The sequence below is a fragment of the Pseudovibrio sp. W64 genome (assembly GCF_001623145.1).
Classification (GTDB): domain Bacteria; phylum Pseudomonadota; class Alphaproteobacteria; order Rhizobiales; family Stappiaceae; genus Pseudovibrio.
In genome coordinates, this window is sequence record NZ_LMCI01000041.1 from 73,119 (window position 1) to 87,904 (window position 14,786).

The 14,786-nt window shown below is 51.6% G+C and carries 17 protein-coding genes; all 17 read right to left on the minus strand.

The annotated features are described in order from the left end of the window. Positions 1–265: 265 nt before the first annotated feature. The 17 genes from PsW64_RS23820 to PsW64_RS23900 all read right to left on the minus strand — a co-directional run bounded on the left by PsW64_RS23820 (position 266) and on the right by PsW64_RS23900 (position 14,754). The gene (locus tag PsW64_RS23820; RefSeq protein WP_208980991.1) at positions 266–1,033 is read right to left on the minus strand and encodes an alpha/beta hydrolase family protein; all 768 of its coding nucleotides are present in this window, start codon (positions 1,031–1,033) and stop codon (positions 266–268) included. 388 nt (positions 1,034–1,421) lie between these two features. Beyond that, positions 1,422–2,555 carry a type III secretion system export apparatus subunit SctU gene (sctU, locus tag PsW64_RS23825; RefSeq protein ID WP_057463729.1) on the minus strand — a complete coding sequence of 378 codons (1,134 nt, stop codon included), beginning with the start codon at positions 2,553–2,555 and terminating at the stop codon, positions 1,422–1,424. Beyond that, the gene (sctT, locus tag PsW64_RS23830; protein ID WP_057463728.1) at positions 2,552–3,394 is read right to left on the minus strand and encodes a type III secretion system export apparatus subunit SctT; all 843 of its coding nucleotides are present in this window, start codon (positions 3,392–3,394) and stop codon (positions 2,552–2,554) included. The genes sctU and sctT overlap by 4 nt, the downstream gene beginning before the upstream one ends. A 5-nt stretch (positions 3,395–3,399) precedes the next feature. After that, complete coding sequence (gene sctS / locus PsW64_RS23835) at positions 3,400–3,669, minus strand: type III secretion system export apparatus subunit SctS (RefSeq protein ID WP_008546860.1); 270 nt, start codon at positions 3,667–3,669, stop codon at positions 3,400–3,402. A gap of 24 nt (positions 3,670–3,693) precedes the next feature. Further along, complete coding sequence (sctR, locus tag PsW64_RS23840) at positions 3,694–4,338, minus strand: type III secretion system export apparatus subunit SctR (RefSeq protein WP_057463727.1); 645 nt, start codon at positions 4,336–4,338, stop codon at positions 3,694–3,696. A 71-nt stretch (positions 4,339–4,409) separates the two neighbouring features. Beyond that, positions 4,410–5,456 carry a FliM/FliN family flagellar motor switch protein gene (locus PsW64_RS23845; RefSeq protein WP_063305244.1) on the minus strand — a complete coding sequence of 349 codons (1,047 nt, stop codon included), beginning with the start codon at positions 5,454–5,456 and terminating at the stop codon, positions 4,410–4,412. Next, on the minus strand, positions 5,453–6,202 hold the full coding sequence (locus PsW64_RS23850; protein ID WP_063305245.1) for a hypothetical protein: 750 nt from the start codon (positions 6,200–6,202) through the stop codon (positions 5,453–5,455). Before PsW64_RS23850 ends, PsW64_RS23845 begins: the two co-directional genes overlap by 4 nt. Then, a complete protein-coding gene (gene sctO / locus PsW64_RS23855; protein WP_063289307.1) occupies positions 6,199–6,678 on the minus strand; it encodes a type III secretion system stalk subunit SctO in 480 nt (159 codons plus the stop codon). The genes PsW64_RS23850 and sctO overlap by 4 nt, the downstream gene beginning before the upstream one ends. Beyond that, positions 6,675–8,051: a type III secretion system ATPase SctN gene (gene sctN / locus PsW64_RS23860; protein WP_063290630.1), complete on the minus strand. Its 1,377-nt coding sequence runs from the start codon at positions 8,049–8,051 to the stop codon at positions 6,675–6,677. The genes sctO and sctN overlap by 4 nt, the downstream gene beginning before the upstream one ends. After that, positions 8,051–8,698, minus strand: a complete 648-nt coding sequence (gene sctL / locus PsW64_RS23865; RefSeq protein ID WP_063305246.1) for a type III secretion system stator protein SctL — start codon at positions 8,696–8,698, stop codon at positions 8,051–8,053. The genes sctN and sctL overlap by 1 nt, the downstream gene beginning before the upstream one ends. Next, on the minus strand, positions 8,677–9,405 hold the full coding sequence (locus tag PsW64_RS23870) for a hypothetical protein (protein WP_063305247.1): 729 nt from the start codon (positions 9,403–9,405) through the stop codon (positions 8,677–8,679). The genes sctL and PsW64_RS23870 overlap by 22 nt, the downstream gene beginning before the upstream one ends. 15 nt (positions 9,406–9,420) lie before the next feature. Further along, positions 9,421–10,224 carry a type III secretion system inner membrane ring lipoprotein SctJ gene (gene sctJ / locus PsW64_RS23875; protein WP_063305248.1) on the minus strand — a complete coding sequence of 268 codons (804 nt, stop codon included), beginning with the start codon at positions 10,222–10,224 and terminating at the stop codon, positions 9,421–9,423. Positions 10,225–10,262: 38 nt separating this feature from the next. Next, positions 10,263–10,748, minus strand: coding sequence for a hypothetical protein (locus tag PsW64_RS23880; RefSeq protein WP_063289312.1), 486 nt, complete (start codon positions 10,746–10,748; stop codon positions 10,263–10,265). 52 nt (positions 10,749–10,800) lie between these two features. Continuing rightward, the gene (locus PsW64_RS23885) at positions 10,801–11,205 is read right to left on the minus strand and encodes a hypothetical protein (protein WP_063305249.1); all 405 of its coding nucleotides are present in this window, start codon (positions 11,203–11,205) and stop codon (positions 10,801–10,803) included. Positions 11,206–11,315: 110 nt separating this feature from the next. After that, positions 11,316–12,494, minus strand: coding sequence for a hypothetical protein (locus tag PsW64_RS23890; protein WP_063305250.1), 1,179 nt, complete (start codon positions 12,492–12,494; stop codon positions 11,316–11,318). Positions 12,495–12,745: 251 nt separating this feature from the next. Beyond that, positions 12,746–13,492 carry a hypothetical protein gene (locus PsW64_RS23895; RefSeq protein ID WP_063305251.1) on the minus strand — a complete coding sequence of 249 codons (747 nt, stop codon included), beginning with the start codon at positions 13,490–13,492 and terminating at the stop codon, positions 12,746–12,748. Between the two features lie 23 nt (positions 13,493–13,515). Then, positions 13,516–14,754 (minus strand): hypothetical protein, encoded by a 1,239-nt coding sequence (locus tag PsW64_RS23900; RefSeq protein WP_208980992.1) that lies wholly within the window; start codon positions 14,752–14,754, stop codon positions 13,516–13,518. Positions 14,755–14,786: the final 32 nt, after the last annotated feature.

Sequence of the window (14,786 nt, forward strand, 5' to 3'; positions counted from 1 at the left end):
CGAGATAATCTTAGGGCTGGCGGAACCAGGGGGAATAAGTTTTTGATGCAAACGCGACGAACGACAGCGTATCTCTGAAAAGTGGAAACCAGTTTTCGGATAAAGATATGCAAAAACAAAGACTAGAGCGCGTTCCGTTTGATTGAATTCAATCAAACGACAAGAATTCGCTGAAAGTAAAGAAATTAGAGCGTGAGGCGTGAATGCAAATGAACGCAACACGCTCTAAAGCAGTTCAGGTATTTCAATTTAAATGCGAACTGCTTTAAGGCATCAACCGCTCAAGAAACGGCGCAACAACCGGGCCCCAGATTTTAGGACCCTCATCCCTCAGGAAGAGATCATGACCGTTTTCACCCTCAAGCGGCAAAATGGCAAGCTCTTGCTTTGCATCACTTTCTGATGTGTAGGCCTTAAAAAAGAACTTGGCTAACTTCGGGCTATAGAACTCATCATTTTCCGTATAAATCCAGAGTACGGGCAGTTTTGCGTTTGAGCCATATTCTCTGAAAACACGCTCCATCAGCTCCGCATGAGCCAATTCATTGCGGTTGATAGTCGCGGATCCAGGCGCAAACGCAATAACACCGCGAACGCCTTTTGGGGCCTTGCCAGCCGTTGCAAGAACACTATTTCCACCTGCTGAAAATCCAACAAGAACAATATGATCAGCAACCACAAACGGCTGATCCTGAAAGTACCCCACAGCACTAGTGATATCATGGGCACGCTCATCAATGAGCTTGATTAAGCGAGGTGAATTTTCATCCTCAACAACAGAACGCTGCCCCTCTGAACGTCCGTAGCCTCTGCGAATAACAACAGCAACAGCGTATCCTCGCGCAAGAAACCACCTGATTGCAGCGTCAGGACGGAAATCATAAGGGCCTTCACGAGGAGCACTCCGAGCCGCCCCATGAGTAAAGACCGCCAGAGGAAAAGGCCCTTCCCCATCAGGTTTGAAGGTGGTCGCATCCAAAGTGATCGTCCTGCTGCCGTCTTCCAACTCAACCGGAACCCGCCAAATCTGCATATTCAGTTCACCAAGCCGCTCACTGATGGGGCCAACCCTTTGATGAGGCGATTGCGCAAGAGAGGCTTGCGCAAAAAACAAGAAAACCAAAACTGACAAACTGGTGATGAAACCCGAGACCACGTCCCGCTTACAGAGCCTATAAAACATCTCGCCCTCACTTGAATTACAATTGCATTACAATACAATTACAAATGAAACACGATTCTCACACAACTGCAAGCTGGATTATTCAAGACAGAAAGACGAGGAAATGTAGGACTTAGGGCGCTTCTTGGAACATTGATGAAACGACAGCGTATCGCCGAAAAGTGGAAACCGGTTTTTGGAGATACGCAAAAACAAAGGCTAAAGCAGTTCAGGTGTTTCAGCTTAAGTGCGAACTGCTTTAGTTCAGCGGCTCATCACCGCTCTTCTTCTCATGTTCAAGATCAATCACACCGCGTTCAAGCGGGCCGTTGTAAAGAATGTCTTTGTTCTTATCAATCCAGACAAGAATTTCGGCAACAGCTGCAAACATGTCTTGCGGAATGAGCTCTTCAATCTCCACTTCCGCATGCAACATACGGGCAAGCTTCACATTGGCAAAAATTGGCACGCCTGCCGCTTCAGCTTCTGTACGCATCTTAAGCGCAGTCAGATCAAGCCCCTTGGCAACCACCAATGGCACAGCAACCTCATCCGGGCGATAGGATATGGCAACCGCGTAGTGCGTCGGGTTCACCACAACAGCACTGGCTTTGCGGGTATTCTCAAGGTTGTCGCTCATGAGAATTTCCTGAGAAATCCGCTTACGCTGCCCTTTAATTTCAGGACTGCCCTCGGACTCCTTATGTTCCCGCTTCACCTCTTCCTTCGTCATCTTCAGGCTCTTGATGTGGGTGTGCTTCTGAAACATGAAATCAAGGATCGCCACGCCAACAAAGGCCAGAAACGAAATCCCGAGGATCAGTTTCATAATCGCACCGCTGATATTAGCAATGCAGGGAATGCCACAGGAGAGCGAGTTGATGTAAGCGCCAATCGCGTACTTCACTGTGAAGTAGAGCATGGTGCTGAGCAAGGCGATTTTCAGGATGGACTTGAGAACCTGCACCACCTGCTTCATGGAAAAGATGCGCTTAAACCCTTCAGCCAGACTGATCTTGCTCAGCTTGGGCATGATGCTGTCAACGGCCCAGAGAAAGCCAAACTGCACGAAGTTGCCAAAGATGCCCGCCGCAATGGCAACACCAATCAGCGGCAGCACAATGTCCATAAAGGTCGAAAAAACACCAAACACCCCTTCTCCGGCGGAGGAAGAAAAGTCTCGCCGCGTCGCCAGACTGGCCATGTCATCCATCAGGCCAACCAGCTTGGAAAAATTGCGGTCCCACGCAAACCAGAGATAAGCAATCACCGCAAACAGCGAGATGGTGGTCGTCACCTCGGTACTCTTGGCCACCTGCCCTTTTTCACGAGATTCACGCTCTCGTTTGGGGGTGGGAAGTTCGGTTTTTTCGCCAGCACTCTGCCCACTCATGGACGGACCTCAAGCTTTTGATCCTGATAGATGTCCTTGCCTTTTTCAAAGATCCCGAAGATCTCGTCCGTAAACAGCTTCAGCTCAATCTGGTGCTCAGCCGCTTCGGGCAGCAGGAATGACAGATAGAACGTCAGCAGAATGACGGCCACGCCACTCTTGATCGGCATGGCAAGAATGAACACCTGAATTTGCGGATCAAACCGGCTGATAATCGCCAGTGCAAACTCTGCAAGGAACATCAGGATCACCAATGGTGCAGCCATAACAAACATCAGGCGCATCGCATTGTCGAAGATCGACAGGATCAGCTCCGGGAAATCCTCTGGCAGAACAGGAATAAACTCTGTCACCGGAAAGATCATGTAGGAGTTATAAACCAGTGTCAGGATGAAGAAGAACCCTGGCGTCAGGAAGAGATAGAGAATGAACGCACGCGAGAACAAATCCCCGACTGGCGAGCTCTCGTTCCCCAGCATCGGATCAATACTGGAGGCAACCGCAGCACCGCGCTGGTTGTCAATCAATGTCCCAGCGGACTGGACGGCCCAAAGCAGACAAGAGATCGTATAGCCAATCAGAAACCCGATGGCATACTCCTTGAAGAAGTAGACAACAAACATCGATCCAGTTGGCGAAAATCCGTCCACGTACTGCAGGTTATAAGGGTACAGCGGGATCGCAATCACCATCACAACCACATTACGCGCCATGCGCGACATCAACGTGGCATTGAAGATCTGTGATGTTGCAAACACCGCAAAAATACGCGGAAACGTCAGCAACAAAACAAGAAATGCATCACGATGGACTGTGGTGATCTCCGCAAGCAGGTTCATTGGCGTTACCTGACCAAGGTCGGGAAATCATCAAACAAAGCCTGCGTAAAGCCAATGGTCTCCGAGCCAAGGAAGCTGGACATCATGAACAGCGTCAGGGCCACGGCGATCAGCTTGACCCCAAACTGGATTGTCTGCTCCTGCATCTGCGTCAAAGCCTGCAAAAGCGACACGGCAAGGCCGACAAGCGAGGCAACAATGATTGGCGGCAAAGACAGCATCATCACAAGGATCATCGCCTCGGAAATGCGGTAGACGGCGTCTTCAGGGGACATAAGCTACTCCTCTTACATTTCCGGCTAAACGTAGGTCTTGATGAGACCGAGGATCAAACGCGACCACCCATCCACAGCCACAAACAGGAACAGTTTAAACGGCAGGGAAATCGTCAGCGGCGACACCATCATCATGCCCATGGCAAGCAGGATGTTGGAAACAACAAGGTCAATCGCAAGGAACGGCAGATACAGCAGGAACCCGATCTCAAACGCCTCACGTAACTGCGAAACGGTATAGGCCGGCAGCAGAATTGCAATGCTGTCCTCTGTCATGCTTGCGGAAATATCAGCAGGCCACAACTGGCGGGACGCCTCAAGGAAGAACGCCTTTTCCTTGCTGTCCGCATGCTTGGCGAGAAAATCTTCAAGCGGCCCCTTGGCAGCAACAAAGGTGGTCTTCATCTCCTCCACCGTGGTGATGGAGAGGTTTCCTTGCTCTACGATCTCAAATGTCTGCAAAAAGACCGGCAGCATGATGTAGCCGGACAAAATGATAGCCAGCGCATTCAACGCCATATTAGGCGGAATCTGCTGCACACCAAGCGCGTTACGCACCAGCAGCAGCACCACCGAAAGCTTGATAAAGGATGTGGCGACAATGGCCAGAAACGGAACAAGGGCCACAACCACAAGCACTAATATGAGCGAGAATGGATCAGACGTCATCAGCAAATCTCAGATTGGGCGCCTTTGGGCACCTCTGGTTATGTTAGGCTTTGGCGTGACCGAAAGCAGTTTTAAAGGCCGGTGCCCCGGTCAGTTTTAGAAATGCGCAGTGCGACCCGCTCATCAATCTGCACCAGATGCCCCTTGGCAATGCGCTTGCCTGCAGCTCGCACATAAACCGGTGTCTCTTCATTGAGCGCAGGCACATCAATGTTCACCAACGACCCCGCCGCCCAGCTTTCCAGCTCGGCAATAGAGATCTCGCGCTCATCAACTTCAAACCGCACCGGCACCATCATCTGCGACAGATCAATAGAGCCGATTTCCTCAGCACCACTCACCTGCTCCGCATTCGCTTCTTCGGTTAGCTCACTCATACCGTTCACACTCTCAATTCGTTCGCAGCCCCATCCCTGCTCAACCAGCACCAGATGATGCCGACTCAGCGGCCCGTCCACGGTGATCCGTTGACCCAGCGCAGGTGCATCCAGCACCACCAGATCCCCAATGCGCAGACTGGAAACCTCAGCTGTTGGCAACGGTGCTTCACACAGTGTCAGGCAGATGGAGGTGTTCAACTGTTCACGCACGGCTCGCCATGCAGGCTGCGCGGTCAGTGGCAAATCTCCAAGAAAACCGGAGAGCGCGTCAGGCCGCACACCAACTTTGGCCAGCACAGGAGCGCCGCCAATTTCGCCATACCGGACAGCAAACCAGCTCAGTTGCTCCAGGTCACGCGCTGGCAACAAGGCAGATACAGCCTGCAACGGCAGCTCGCTCTGGATCTTCGTAAAATCAGCGGGTAATTCATTGCGCAAGTTAGAAACAATGCCTTCAACCAGAGCATTGCGAAGTCCGTCTTCCAGCTCAAGAACATCCGCATAAGCGAGCGGCACATTCAGCTGAGCCGCAAACGGAAAGTCCTCAAGCACCAGCAAAGCCGTCGCGCCAGAAACACTACGCAGAACACAACCCTGCGCAAAAGCGGAAGGCGCTTCACTCACCTGAAAGTTCAGCGTGTGCGTGCTCTCAACCGTAATGTCCTGCTCCGCGTAGCTCAAAGCTGCGTTCCAGTAGGCCAGCGGGTCAGTTTTGGATTGGTAATTCAAGGATGTCATGAGCTCGTGCTGTTCCCCGCAAAGATGGAGGACAGACCTCCCATTGAAGACGAACCAGCATCAACACTCTCAATCTCCTGCTGTTCCAGTCGATCAAGAATGCGGATTTTCCGGTCAGGAAACCGCTGCTGCAAAGTGCTCATGAGCCCCTGCGCTGCGGCCTGCACTTCACCAGCAACCCGGTCACCACTCACGCGCTCCAGCACAACAGCCAGACCACCTTGCGTTGTCATCAGCTTCAGTCCGGCAAGGCCAAACCGGTTGGCATCAAGGGTCAGGCTCAAGACGCGTCCATCACTTTTGTCTGCCATGGCCTCTGTGCGCATAGCCTGTTCAATCTGGTTTGCAATCGCGCTCATCGCCTTATCGACACGCGCCTCAGTACTCGCCTGACGCACGGAGCTGAACAGCTCGGACGGATTGGAAACGGAAATACTGCGGGCTTCAGCGGGATCAGACGCGGCCAGCAACCGGGCATGGTTCAAGTCAAGCGGGTCAGTCTGGCCCTGCTCGGAACCTTCGCCCTCCTCCTGAAAAGCACCCTTTCCATGAACTGGAACAGACTTGCCTTCAGCGCTGCGCAACTGTTCCTGAAACAAGCTGACATCCTGCCGGTTCAGCCCCTCGGAAAACTTGTTGCCCTGCTGCTTGCCAGACGTTTTGCCATGCTCACGAGGTTGCTTACCACGTATATTTTCAAGATTTTGCTGCTGCTCAAGTGGCTGCGAACCCTGAGAAACTTTCATAATTCCACTTGCCTTCGCCCGGAAAACTGCTCCTCGATCTCCTGCTCCTCCGCAGCCTCCATTAAGGCATTGGTCTCTACCCGAAGATCATCCGCAACCTTTCCATACTTATCTTTGATGCGAAGTGCTTTTTGATACTCAAGGCGGGCAGCATCCGCATTTTTAAGCGCACGATCATAAACATAGGCCGCGCGTTCCGCTGCGTCCTCCAGCTTTTTGACCGCACTTTCAAGGATCTGTGCCTGCTCTTTCACTTTATCGAGATCATCCGTTGAAATGACCTTTTTGATGATCTCCAGATAAAGCGCATCCTGCTTGGCTGGCAGCGCAGCACGTTCATCTGCCGCAACTTGCCGCTTGTGCTCCAGCTGCTCTTTGGCACGCCGAACTTTCTCCAGCTCAGCGTTGAGCGTTCGTTGAGCTTTCTGCTCCTTAAGTGTTTTGACGAGATGAAGTTTTTTGATTTGGTTGATCACGCAACAGTGCTCTTCAATTTGCTCAAGGCCTCATCAAAGCCATTGAACTCATCAGTACGCTGCTGCAGAAATTCTTTGATCGGCTTGTTCTTAGCAATCGCCAGATCAGCCTCAGCATCAGCCCCCTTCTGGTACTCACCAATCTGCACCAGAAGCTCAACCTCTTCATATTTCGCCAGCAACGAATTCACCTTGCCGGACATCTCGCGATGTTCAGGCGTGGTAACCGCTGTCATCACGCGGCTCTTGGAATTCAGAATATCAATGGCAGGATAATGGTTGCCCGCTGCCAGCTTGCGCGACAGCACAATATGCCCATCCAAAATGGAGCGGGTCTCATCAGAAACCGGCTCATTCATATCATCGCCTTCCATCAGGACTGTATAGAACGCAGTGATCGAGCCCTTATCATTCATCCCTGCACGCTCCATCAGGCGCGGCAGCGTGGCAAAAACAGAAGGCGGGAAACCACGACGGGTCGGCGGCTCACCAACAGCAAGGCCAATCTCACGCTGTGCACGCGCAAAGCGGGTCACGGAATCCATCAGCAACAGCACGCGCTTCCCCTGATCGCGGAAGTACTCTGCAATCGAGGTTGCAACAAACGCCGCTTTCGAACGTTCCAGGGAACTCTTGTCAGAAGTGGCAACAACCACAACGGATTTCTTCATCCCCTCAGGCCCAAGATCATGCTCGATGAACTCGCGTACCTCTCGGCCACGTTCACCAATCAGCGCCAGCACAGTCACATCAACAGCAGCGCCCTTCACCAACATCGCCATCAACGTGGACTTACCACCACCAGCAGAAGCAAAAATGCCCATGCGCTGGCCTTCGCCAGTGGTCAGCATGCCATCAATAGCACGCACCCCCATTGGCAGTGGCTTGTCAATAATCCGGCGCTGCATAGGATCCGGCGGCTCCTGGTTGACCGGATAATGCGTTGCAGGCGTAAACTCCCGATCCAACCCATCAATAAAGTTGCCCATGCCATCCAGAACCCGGCCAAGCAACCCATCACCAACAGGAACAGATTGCACATGCCCCGTCGGACGAACTTCGGTGTCCGGCCCTACGCCATAAAGCTCGCCAATGGGAGACAGCAGCGCTTCATCATCATGAAACCCAACCACTTCTGCCATAAGTTTGCGGCCTGTTGAGCGCGTGTAAAGCTCAGCAATTTCGCCAATTTCCACCTTTGGCACCACTGCATGGATGAGTGTACCCACCACTTTGCGGACACGGCCTGTCAGCGGATAAGGGTCAACATCCGTGGCAGCTTTGACAAGCGCACGACCAAGCCGCGGCACTCCGGATCCAATCTGGTTGCGACGGCCCTCAACATGCTCAGCAGGTTCAATGAGAGATGCCATTACACCTCCGAAGATCGCTTGGAGGGTGCTTGAGCAGATGAGGTGCGACGCAGGATCTCTTCAATTTCCTCCAGCCGAACCTGCAAGTTGCCATCAACGCGGCCAACAGGTGCGTCCAGTACAATGTGAGCCCCCTGCAAATCGCCATCCTCGACAATCTCAAGAAACTCGACCTGCTTGAAACCATCAGTGATCGCACCACTCATGGCCATCGCTTGGGAGTACATTTCCGGTGCAACATGCAACCGCACACGCTTTTCAGCTCGTAGTGATTTCAACATACTGCGGGCCATCAGGCGAACGCGCTCAGCATCATCAAACTCATCCAGCAAACGACGCAGCAGCGTGATGGTCACCGTAACAACATCATGCTCCACCTCACGCAAGCGCGTGTCGAGCAATTCTTGCTCACCAAGGATGCGTTCACAGGCTTCAGATTGCGCTTTACGCACACCATCTTCATAGCCTTGCTTTTGCTGTTCTTCATAAACGCGCGTCGCATCCTGCAGAATTTCCTCTGCCTTGCGCTGCGCATTTGCAATGATCTGGTCAGCCGTTTCAATGGAAGCAAACTCGGCTTCCTTGATGATGTGCGTGCCTGGCGTCAGGTTTGCGCCCAGCTCTTTCAGTCTATAAATGCTCGCCATTGTGGCAATCTCCGACGCAAATACTGGACAAAATGCTCTTGCTGCTCTGCTCGCATCACCTGCAAACGAGCGCTAAGTTTTTCGTTGAGTTCATTGGAAAAGCGAAGACGAACAAGCGGCTCAAGTTTCGCATCAACAGCATTGACGAAAGCCAGAATGCCCTCGGCACCAACAAGTGTCAGCGCCTGCAAAGCCTCTTCATCACTTCCACTGCATAGACGATGGAATGCCTCATCATTCTCGCTTTCATAGCCAAGCGAGTTGAAGAAGAACGCTACATCGCGAATGGCGATATCAAAAACCTCTTCACCAAAAAGGGCTTCCATACGCTGGCAATCATTCTTCAGCACAAGGCGCCCGATCATTTCATGAAGTCTGGCAATCGCAATGATGCGCATGACGCCGCCAAAATCTTCAGCACCCAAACTGCACAACATCAACGCAAGCCGGGCCTGCTCTGAGACTGCCAGAGTTGGCGTGACCGCCACATCAGCAGCAAGCGCAGTAAGCCCAAGCTTTTGCGAGACATGCGTATTCAATGGTCTCTGAAAATCCTCCTGCCCAGCCAGACCACGCAGCACGTTCAACTCAAGGCCGGCAGCTGTCAGATGGTCATCATGCGCAAAGGAAAGAGGGTTCAGTAAAGACGCAGCAAGTCTGGCCTGAAGCGGCCAGACTGCGGAGTGATGTGGAGTGCCTGTCATCATGCCAGTCCCCTGCTACTAAGCAAGTTCTTCAGGCAGAAGCTCGTCGCCGTCTCCACCCTTGGTTTTTTTACCGCCGGAGCTGATCTGCTTGAACAGCAAATAGCCAACGCCACCAATCAACAGCAGCAGCACGACACCTACAGCGCCAAGGATCTGCCAGAACATACCTGCGTCATCGCGTGCAATGCGCAAGCCTGGGAACACGGCCTCATACTCTTGCGCTGAGCGCTGTGAGATTGGCTTCAGCTCACGTGCTGGAACAAGCGCAACAGAAACGCTGGCGTATTCAACACCCTCAATCGCATTACTGACCAAGCGCTTGATCTGAGGGATCAGAAATTCAATATCAAACTCCGGGCGATGCTTGATGAAGATCGCGGCAGAAGAAGGCTTCACCTCTTCGCCAAGATCCGCCTTTTCCGGCAAAACGATGTGAACGCGGGCAGAAACAATACCATCAATCTCGGTAATGGTCTCAGCCACTTCCTCACTCAACGCGTAGATAAAGCGAATACGCTCTTCAAATGGCGAGGAGATAATGCCAGATTTCTGGAAGACCTGACCGAGCGTGTCACGCGTACGTTTCGGCAAACCATTCGCATTCAAAATTGTGACGGCACGCTGAATATCGTCGTCATCCACCTGCAAGGTGACAAGACCATCTCCCAGACCAACTTTCTGAGCAGACACACCATTTTCCAGCAGCAGGCTGAGCATGGTGTTTGCCTCCTGCTCAGAAAGGTTGGTGTAAAGATCTGTGTTGCAGGCGGCCAAACCAATCACCATGCCCACAATTGTAATAAAACGCCGAATATTCATTTAGACTTTCACTATACCTACTGAATGCGCAGTCTTAATCAACGCATCAAAGCGTCCAAGCCTTGCGTGGTTTTGCCTGCAATTTTCGAGCTCACATCAACCAGCAAAGAGTAGTTCGCCACTTCGATCTGCATGTTGATCAGCTTGTCAAAGTGACTGAGTTTGCCACCTTCAGAAATTGCATTGATGTTGGAACTGGTCTCGGCAAAAACACCCCTGACCTTGGCCAACCCGTCAATAACGAAGTTACTGTCCGTCGGATTGACGGAAGCGATTTGTGTTGGTGCTGAAACAGCTGCCACGTTCTGGGCAGCATTAACTTGCTCCACTCCGCCAATGACCACATTGCCATTTACGATTTGCCCGGCCACGGGCGGCTGTACGCCCCCGGCAGCATTGAGCGCTGTCTGGAACTGGTCCTCAAGACCGGTAACATCGCCTGTTGAACCACCGGTTGACGGGGCTCCGCCCTGCAGCGCCTGCTGCAGTTGAGAGGTGAGTGCGCTGTCCAATACTGTTGCCATGAATGCTCCTCACGTATTACTGAAACTAAGGTAAACTGAGCTGGAACGCCCCTTAACGGGACATCATCGCGCTTACTGGATTGGCGAGTTCGTCTCTGGAGGACAGAGCCTGTGCAGCAATTTTCGCGCACGGCGTACCAGCTGCCATCTCACAAACTTCGCTCAGGATTTCGCAGGCCGTATCAATCTCGCCCTTACGCAGCAACGCCAGCCCGCGATACGTCTGGATGGTATCTGTCGGCGGTGCGTTTTCCAGACAGAGCAAGGCTTCATCCACATTGCCGCGCGTCATCGCAGCAAGGCTTCGGCCCAGAGGTCCTGCCTCCTGATCCGGACGCATCACCTGAAACGCTTTGAAAATGGAGTCAGCATGTTCTGCAAGACCATAGGAGACAGCAATAAAACCAAGCTCCGCGAGCACCTTTACGGTTTCACTATCAAAATCTTCTGTGTTCATTCCACCCTCACTCCAAAGCTTGCATGCGACCTGCTACATTCAAAGAGCAAGCCGCATACGAATTCTTGTTGTCAGTTGATCGAATAAGTTTCGCTATTCAAACCTAACGATTATTGAAGAGAGGCATCCCGCTTTGGCGGAACTGGTGGAATGTCACCAGCTGCTGGCTTGGGCAATGGAGCCGGTCTTCCGTCCCTCGTTAGATTTCCGTAGATCGCCTGATCATCACCAAGAAGCACATCAGAATACTCACTGCTGTTCTCTACAGCACTCTCCACCCCTGAATTTACGTAGAGTGGTTCATTGTTCACAGTGCTCACCTTCTCTCCCCAGCGAGAATCTGCCTGAGACTGATCTATAGTCGCGTAAGTCTCATCAAGCAGGAAACTGCCCGGCTCCGCCAACGGTCCGGTGTTGAAGTTTAGCCTGTTGTATGGATTTTCATTCTCGATGACCTGACGATCGATATCAGCCAGAACGCCAGCGGCTTCCCTACGCTCATTTGCTGCGGCTTCTCGCAACTGATTTGGCGTGTAATACCTAAGGATCGGCGCGCCTTCTTTGTCACCACCACGTTTGTTAACCGCGGCATACTGCTGATCCCCAAGTTCTGGCTTATTCAGCTCGCCTTCAAAGCGAACAGTTGCATACTCCTCTTCGTCAGGCACACCTTCCCCGCCAAGCAAGCTATATCCGTCACCCGACACATCAGAGTAAGCTGAGCCGTAAAGTGAGTTAGGCAGAACAACAGCGCCATCCCGATCAATGAAGCGACCACCGCCAGGATTGACTGAGATTTCATCGTACACACTGGCATCCGACAAAGCCTCGCTAACCAACGTATTGATCGTCGTGCTCAATTCTTGCAGTGCTCCAAAACGCACGTCATTGCTGTGATATGTTGGCTTGCTTTGAACCTTGTCAAAGGCCGCGGTCAAAATATCACCTGTCTTCGCCTGATGGTTTTGAAGCCCACCTTTTTCTAAACCTGCAGAGATCTCATTCTTTGCCAACTGCGTGAAGACATGCCAGTTGTTCAGCTTTTTGTCGTGGGTTTGCAACGCATTCCCAAACAGTTTGCCACCAGTCAGCTTGGCGAAACTTGCTTTGGAAACCTTACTACTTCCATCCTTTGTGTCTGCGCTGTAGATGGTTTCACCATCTTTGATATCACCACCAGTAACGCGAACCTGCGCATTGTCTTTAACAAAGTCCTTGTTTGCTTGATGGTCTATCTGCGCCAAAACATCAGATAATTGACTACTACTGGAAAAGCTAACTCCGGTCATTATTGCCTCCGCATTCCATAAGCCTCAAACGGCTCGTTACCTGTAAATTCTTGAGCTTAGAATGCACGTGTGAGACATACAGCTGAGTGCCGTTGGTCACAGCCAACGATGTTTCCTGCAGAAAAAACATCAAAACACGATTTGGTTATTCCTCGTTATCTCAATAGCTTAGCGTTAAGTGTCAAACAGCACAAAGGCCGATCCATTCAGAACCGGCCTCTCAGAAATAGATGACGTATGAAGAGTAGGAGCTAAGCAACCGCCATCTGACGGGCAATTGCTCTCATCTCAAGCTCTTCCCAGACCCGCATTTGTTCATTAAAGCTGCGCATCTGATCGTTAGAGGCCGAAATACTCTCCCTATCTGCAGAGCCGAACGCTTTGATCATGATTTCAGCCAGAACCTCATCAGAAGTTTCGTCCTGAACGCAACCACTGGTCCGCACGAGGTACGCCAGCCCAAGCTCAATCTTCTTCTCCGCTTCATCAAGTATCTTCGCTGCAATGGAAAAGACCGGAGCCGATGGAAGTACATCCATGACGATGGCATTAATGCGTGTGAGTTCACCAAAACTTAAAGCAGCTTCTGAAGGCCCTCTATCACCAAACGCCTGCTGAATGATCGCCATCATGTACTCAAACACATCGCAATCATGCGCTTTGATCTGGTTTTCAATCAGGACTTCAAAATCATACCAGGTCCCGGCATCTTCAACATCATGCACTTGCCGCTCAAATGCCTCTGCTTTTGCAGTCAAAAACCTGCCTCTGACACCAAGCCTTCCTACCATCTTCCAGAGAGGCTGAGAGAGACTGAAAGCACGCGGCTTCACCAGCTTGGTTTGAAAGACAAGCTCATCTTCAGTTCGCCCCCGTGCCTTTTTCAGCGGAGGAATAACAAGATCAGACTTCCGGATTTTCAGATCATGTTCACTACTGAGAAGCACACTCAGCAGGTCGTTAAGTGTTGGCCTTGAAGGAAGAACAAGGTCAATCATAAAGCATCATTCCAGTTTTGTTGTTATTGTGTTGGTGCAGTTGAAGCACTGCGAACCGTGCGAATTGCATGTGAGTTTTTCGTCTGGTAATCCCGATCAAACGACAGCACTTTAATCCGGCGCTCTGCGACTTTGGCTTCCTGCACTTCGCGTTCAACGGCATCATCTTCAGCGCCAGCAAACGCATCCTCAACACGAATTTCGTGCCCGCCTTCATCGGCAACGTCACTCTCTTCACCAACCGGTGTAATCTTGGCAGCCTTGGTCTTCAGCTTGTCGCGGCTATAGGCTTTCTCGCGCACAGCTTCATCCTCATCAGGTCCACCCGTCTCCACTTCCCCCTTCTCATCAAGCAACTCACGCGATTGCTGGAGGGATAGTTCAGTGGCTGAAGCCTCATTCATGCTGTTGAAGCTGGACTCAAACGCAGGCTGATCATCATGCGGCACCTCTGCAGGCGGCTGAACAGTATCCATTGGACAAACACCTTCTCCGTGATGAGGGATGTCACCATGCGGGCCGTCGTTACTATTCGTCGGCGATGAAGGCTGTTGCTCCAGATAATCGTCCAGATTACGCCGCCCCAACCCGGCATAAGAAAATCGGAAGTCATCATCACTGACATATCGCATCTGATTACCTGCCAGTTGAAAGCCCAGAGACGACATCAGCAACGCACTGGAAACACCAACGGTCGCCTTTGGCTCTTCCTTGAAGTTCTCGGGCAGAACAGTCACAGCACCCTGGTTTTTCAAATAGGAACTCAGTGTCTTGAGGGAGGAGAATTTCAACCCCTTTGGATTGTTCTTCTCTTCCTCATAAACAAACTGGGAGATATAGCTGATGGCCTCATCAAACAGGTCCTGACGTTGATCCACGGAATCTTCATAGAGGCTCTGCGCAGCCTCATTCCTCAACAACTGATAAAACACATTCCAGTTGGAGACCTTCTGCTCTGGTCGATCTGCTTTATGCTGAAGGAAACGGGTGTGGCGTGTCACAGCGCGGCAAAGTCCAAGCACTTTTTCACTAAGCCCGTCCCCGTTTTCACGAGAGACTGTGGCCTTGTAAAGCACCTCACCATTTTTGCTCGCACTTCGGGTCAGGCTCACACGGGCATCCTGAACCGACTTACCCGAAATAGCAGCCTCAAGGCGTGCGACCACATTGGTGTAACGATCATTTTGAGAAAAGAGGATTTCAGTCATTGTGGCCCGCCAGATACCGACAGCCGCCAAACCACCCTCCTCAGGATCAGTCACAGGATACTGTCTTAAATTTTTAGAAAAAGAAA

What these genes read in the sequence shown, in the direction of transcription:
- PsW64_RS23820 (WP_208980991.1), bottom strand. Translation starts at nt 1,033, where the DNA reads ATGCAGATTTGGCGGGTTCCGGTTGAGTTGGAAGACGGCAGCAGGACG.
- sctU (WP_057463729.1), bottom strand. Translation starts at nt 2,555, where the DNA reads ATGAGTGGGCAGAGTGCTGGCGAAAAAACCGAACTTCCCACCCCCAAA.
- sctT (WP_057463728.1), bottom strand. Translation starts at nt 3,394, where the DNA reads ATGAACCTGCTTGCGGAGATCACCACAGTCCATCGTGATGCATTTCTT.
- sctS (WP_008546860.1), bottom strand. Translation starts at nt 3,669, where the DNA reads ATGTCCCCTGAAGACGCCGTCTACCGCATTTCCGAGGCGATGATCCTT.
- sctR (WP_057463727.1), bottom strand. Translation starts at nt 4,338, where the DNA reads ATGACGTCTGATCCATTCTCGCTCATATTAGTGCTTGTGGTTGTGGCC.
- PsW64_RS23845 (WP_063305244.1), bottom strand. Translation starts at nt 5,456, where the DNA reads ATGACATCCTTGAATTACCAATCCAAAACTGACCCGCTGGCCTACTGG.
- PsW64_RS23850 (WP_063305245.1), bottom strand. Translation starts at nt 6,202, where the DNA reads ATGAAAGTTTCTCAGGGTTCGCAGCCACTTGAGCAGCAGCAAAATCTT.
- sctN (WP_063290630.1), bottom strand. Translation starts at nt 8,051, where the DNA reads ATGGCATCTCTCATTGAACCTGCTGAGCATGTTGAGGGCCGTCGCAAC.
- sctL (WP_063305246.1), bottom strand. Translation starts at nt 8,698, where the DNA reads ATGGCGAGCATTTATAGACTGAAAGAGCTGGGCGCAAACCTGACGCCA.
- PsW64_RS23870 (WP_063305247.1), bottom strand. Translation starts at nt 9,405, where the DNA reads ATGATGACAGGCACTCCACATCACTCCGCAGTCTGGCCGCTTCAGGCC.
- sctJ (WP_063305248.1), bottom strand. Translation starts at nt 10,224, where the DNA reads ATGAATATTCGGCGTTTTATTACAATTGTGGGCATGGTGATTGGTTTG.
- PsW64_RS23880 (WP_063289312.1), bottom strand. Translation starts at nt 10,748, where the DNA reads ATGGCAACAGTATTGGACAGCGCACTCACCTCTCAACTGCAGCAGGCG.
- PsW64_RS23885 (WP_063305249.1), bottom strand. Translation starts at nt 11,205, where the DNA reads ATGAACACAGAAGATTTTGATAGTGAAACCGTAAAGGTGCTCGCGGAG.
- PsW64_RS23890 (WP_063305250.1), bottom strand. Translation starts at nt 12,494, where the DNA reads ATGACCGGAGTTAGCTTTTCCAGTAGTAGTCAATTATCTGATGTTTTG.
- PsW64_RS23895 (WP_063305251.1), bottom strand. Translation starts at nt 13,492, where the DNA reads ATGATTGACCTTGTTCTTCCTTCAAGGCCAACACTTAACGACCTGCTG.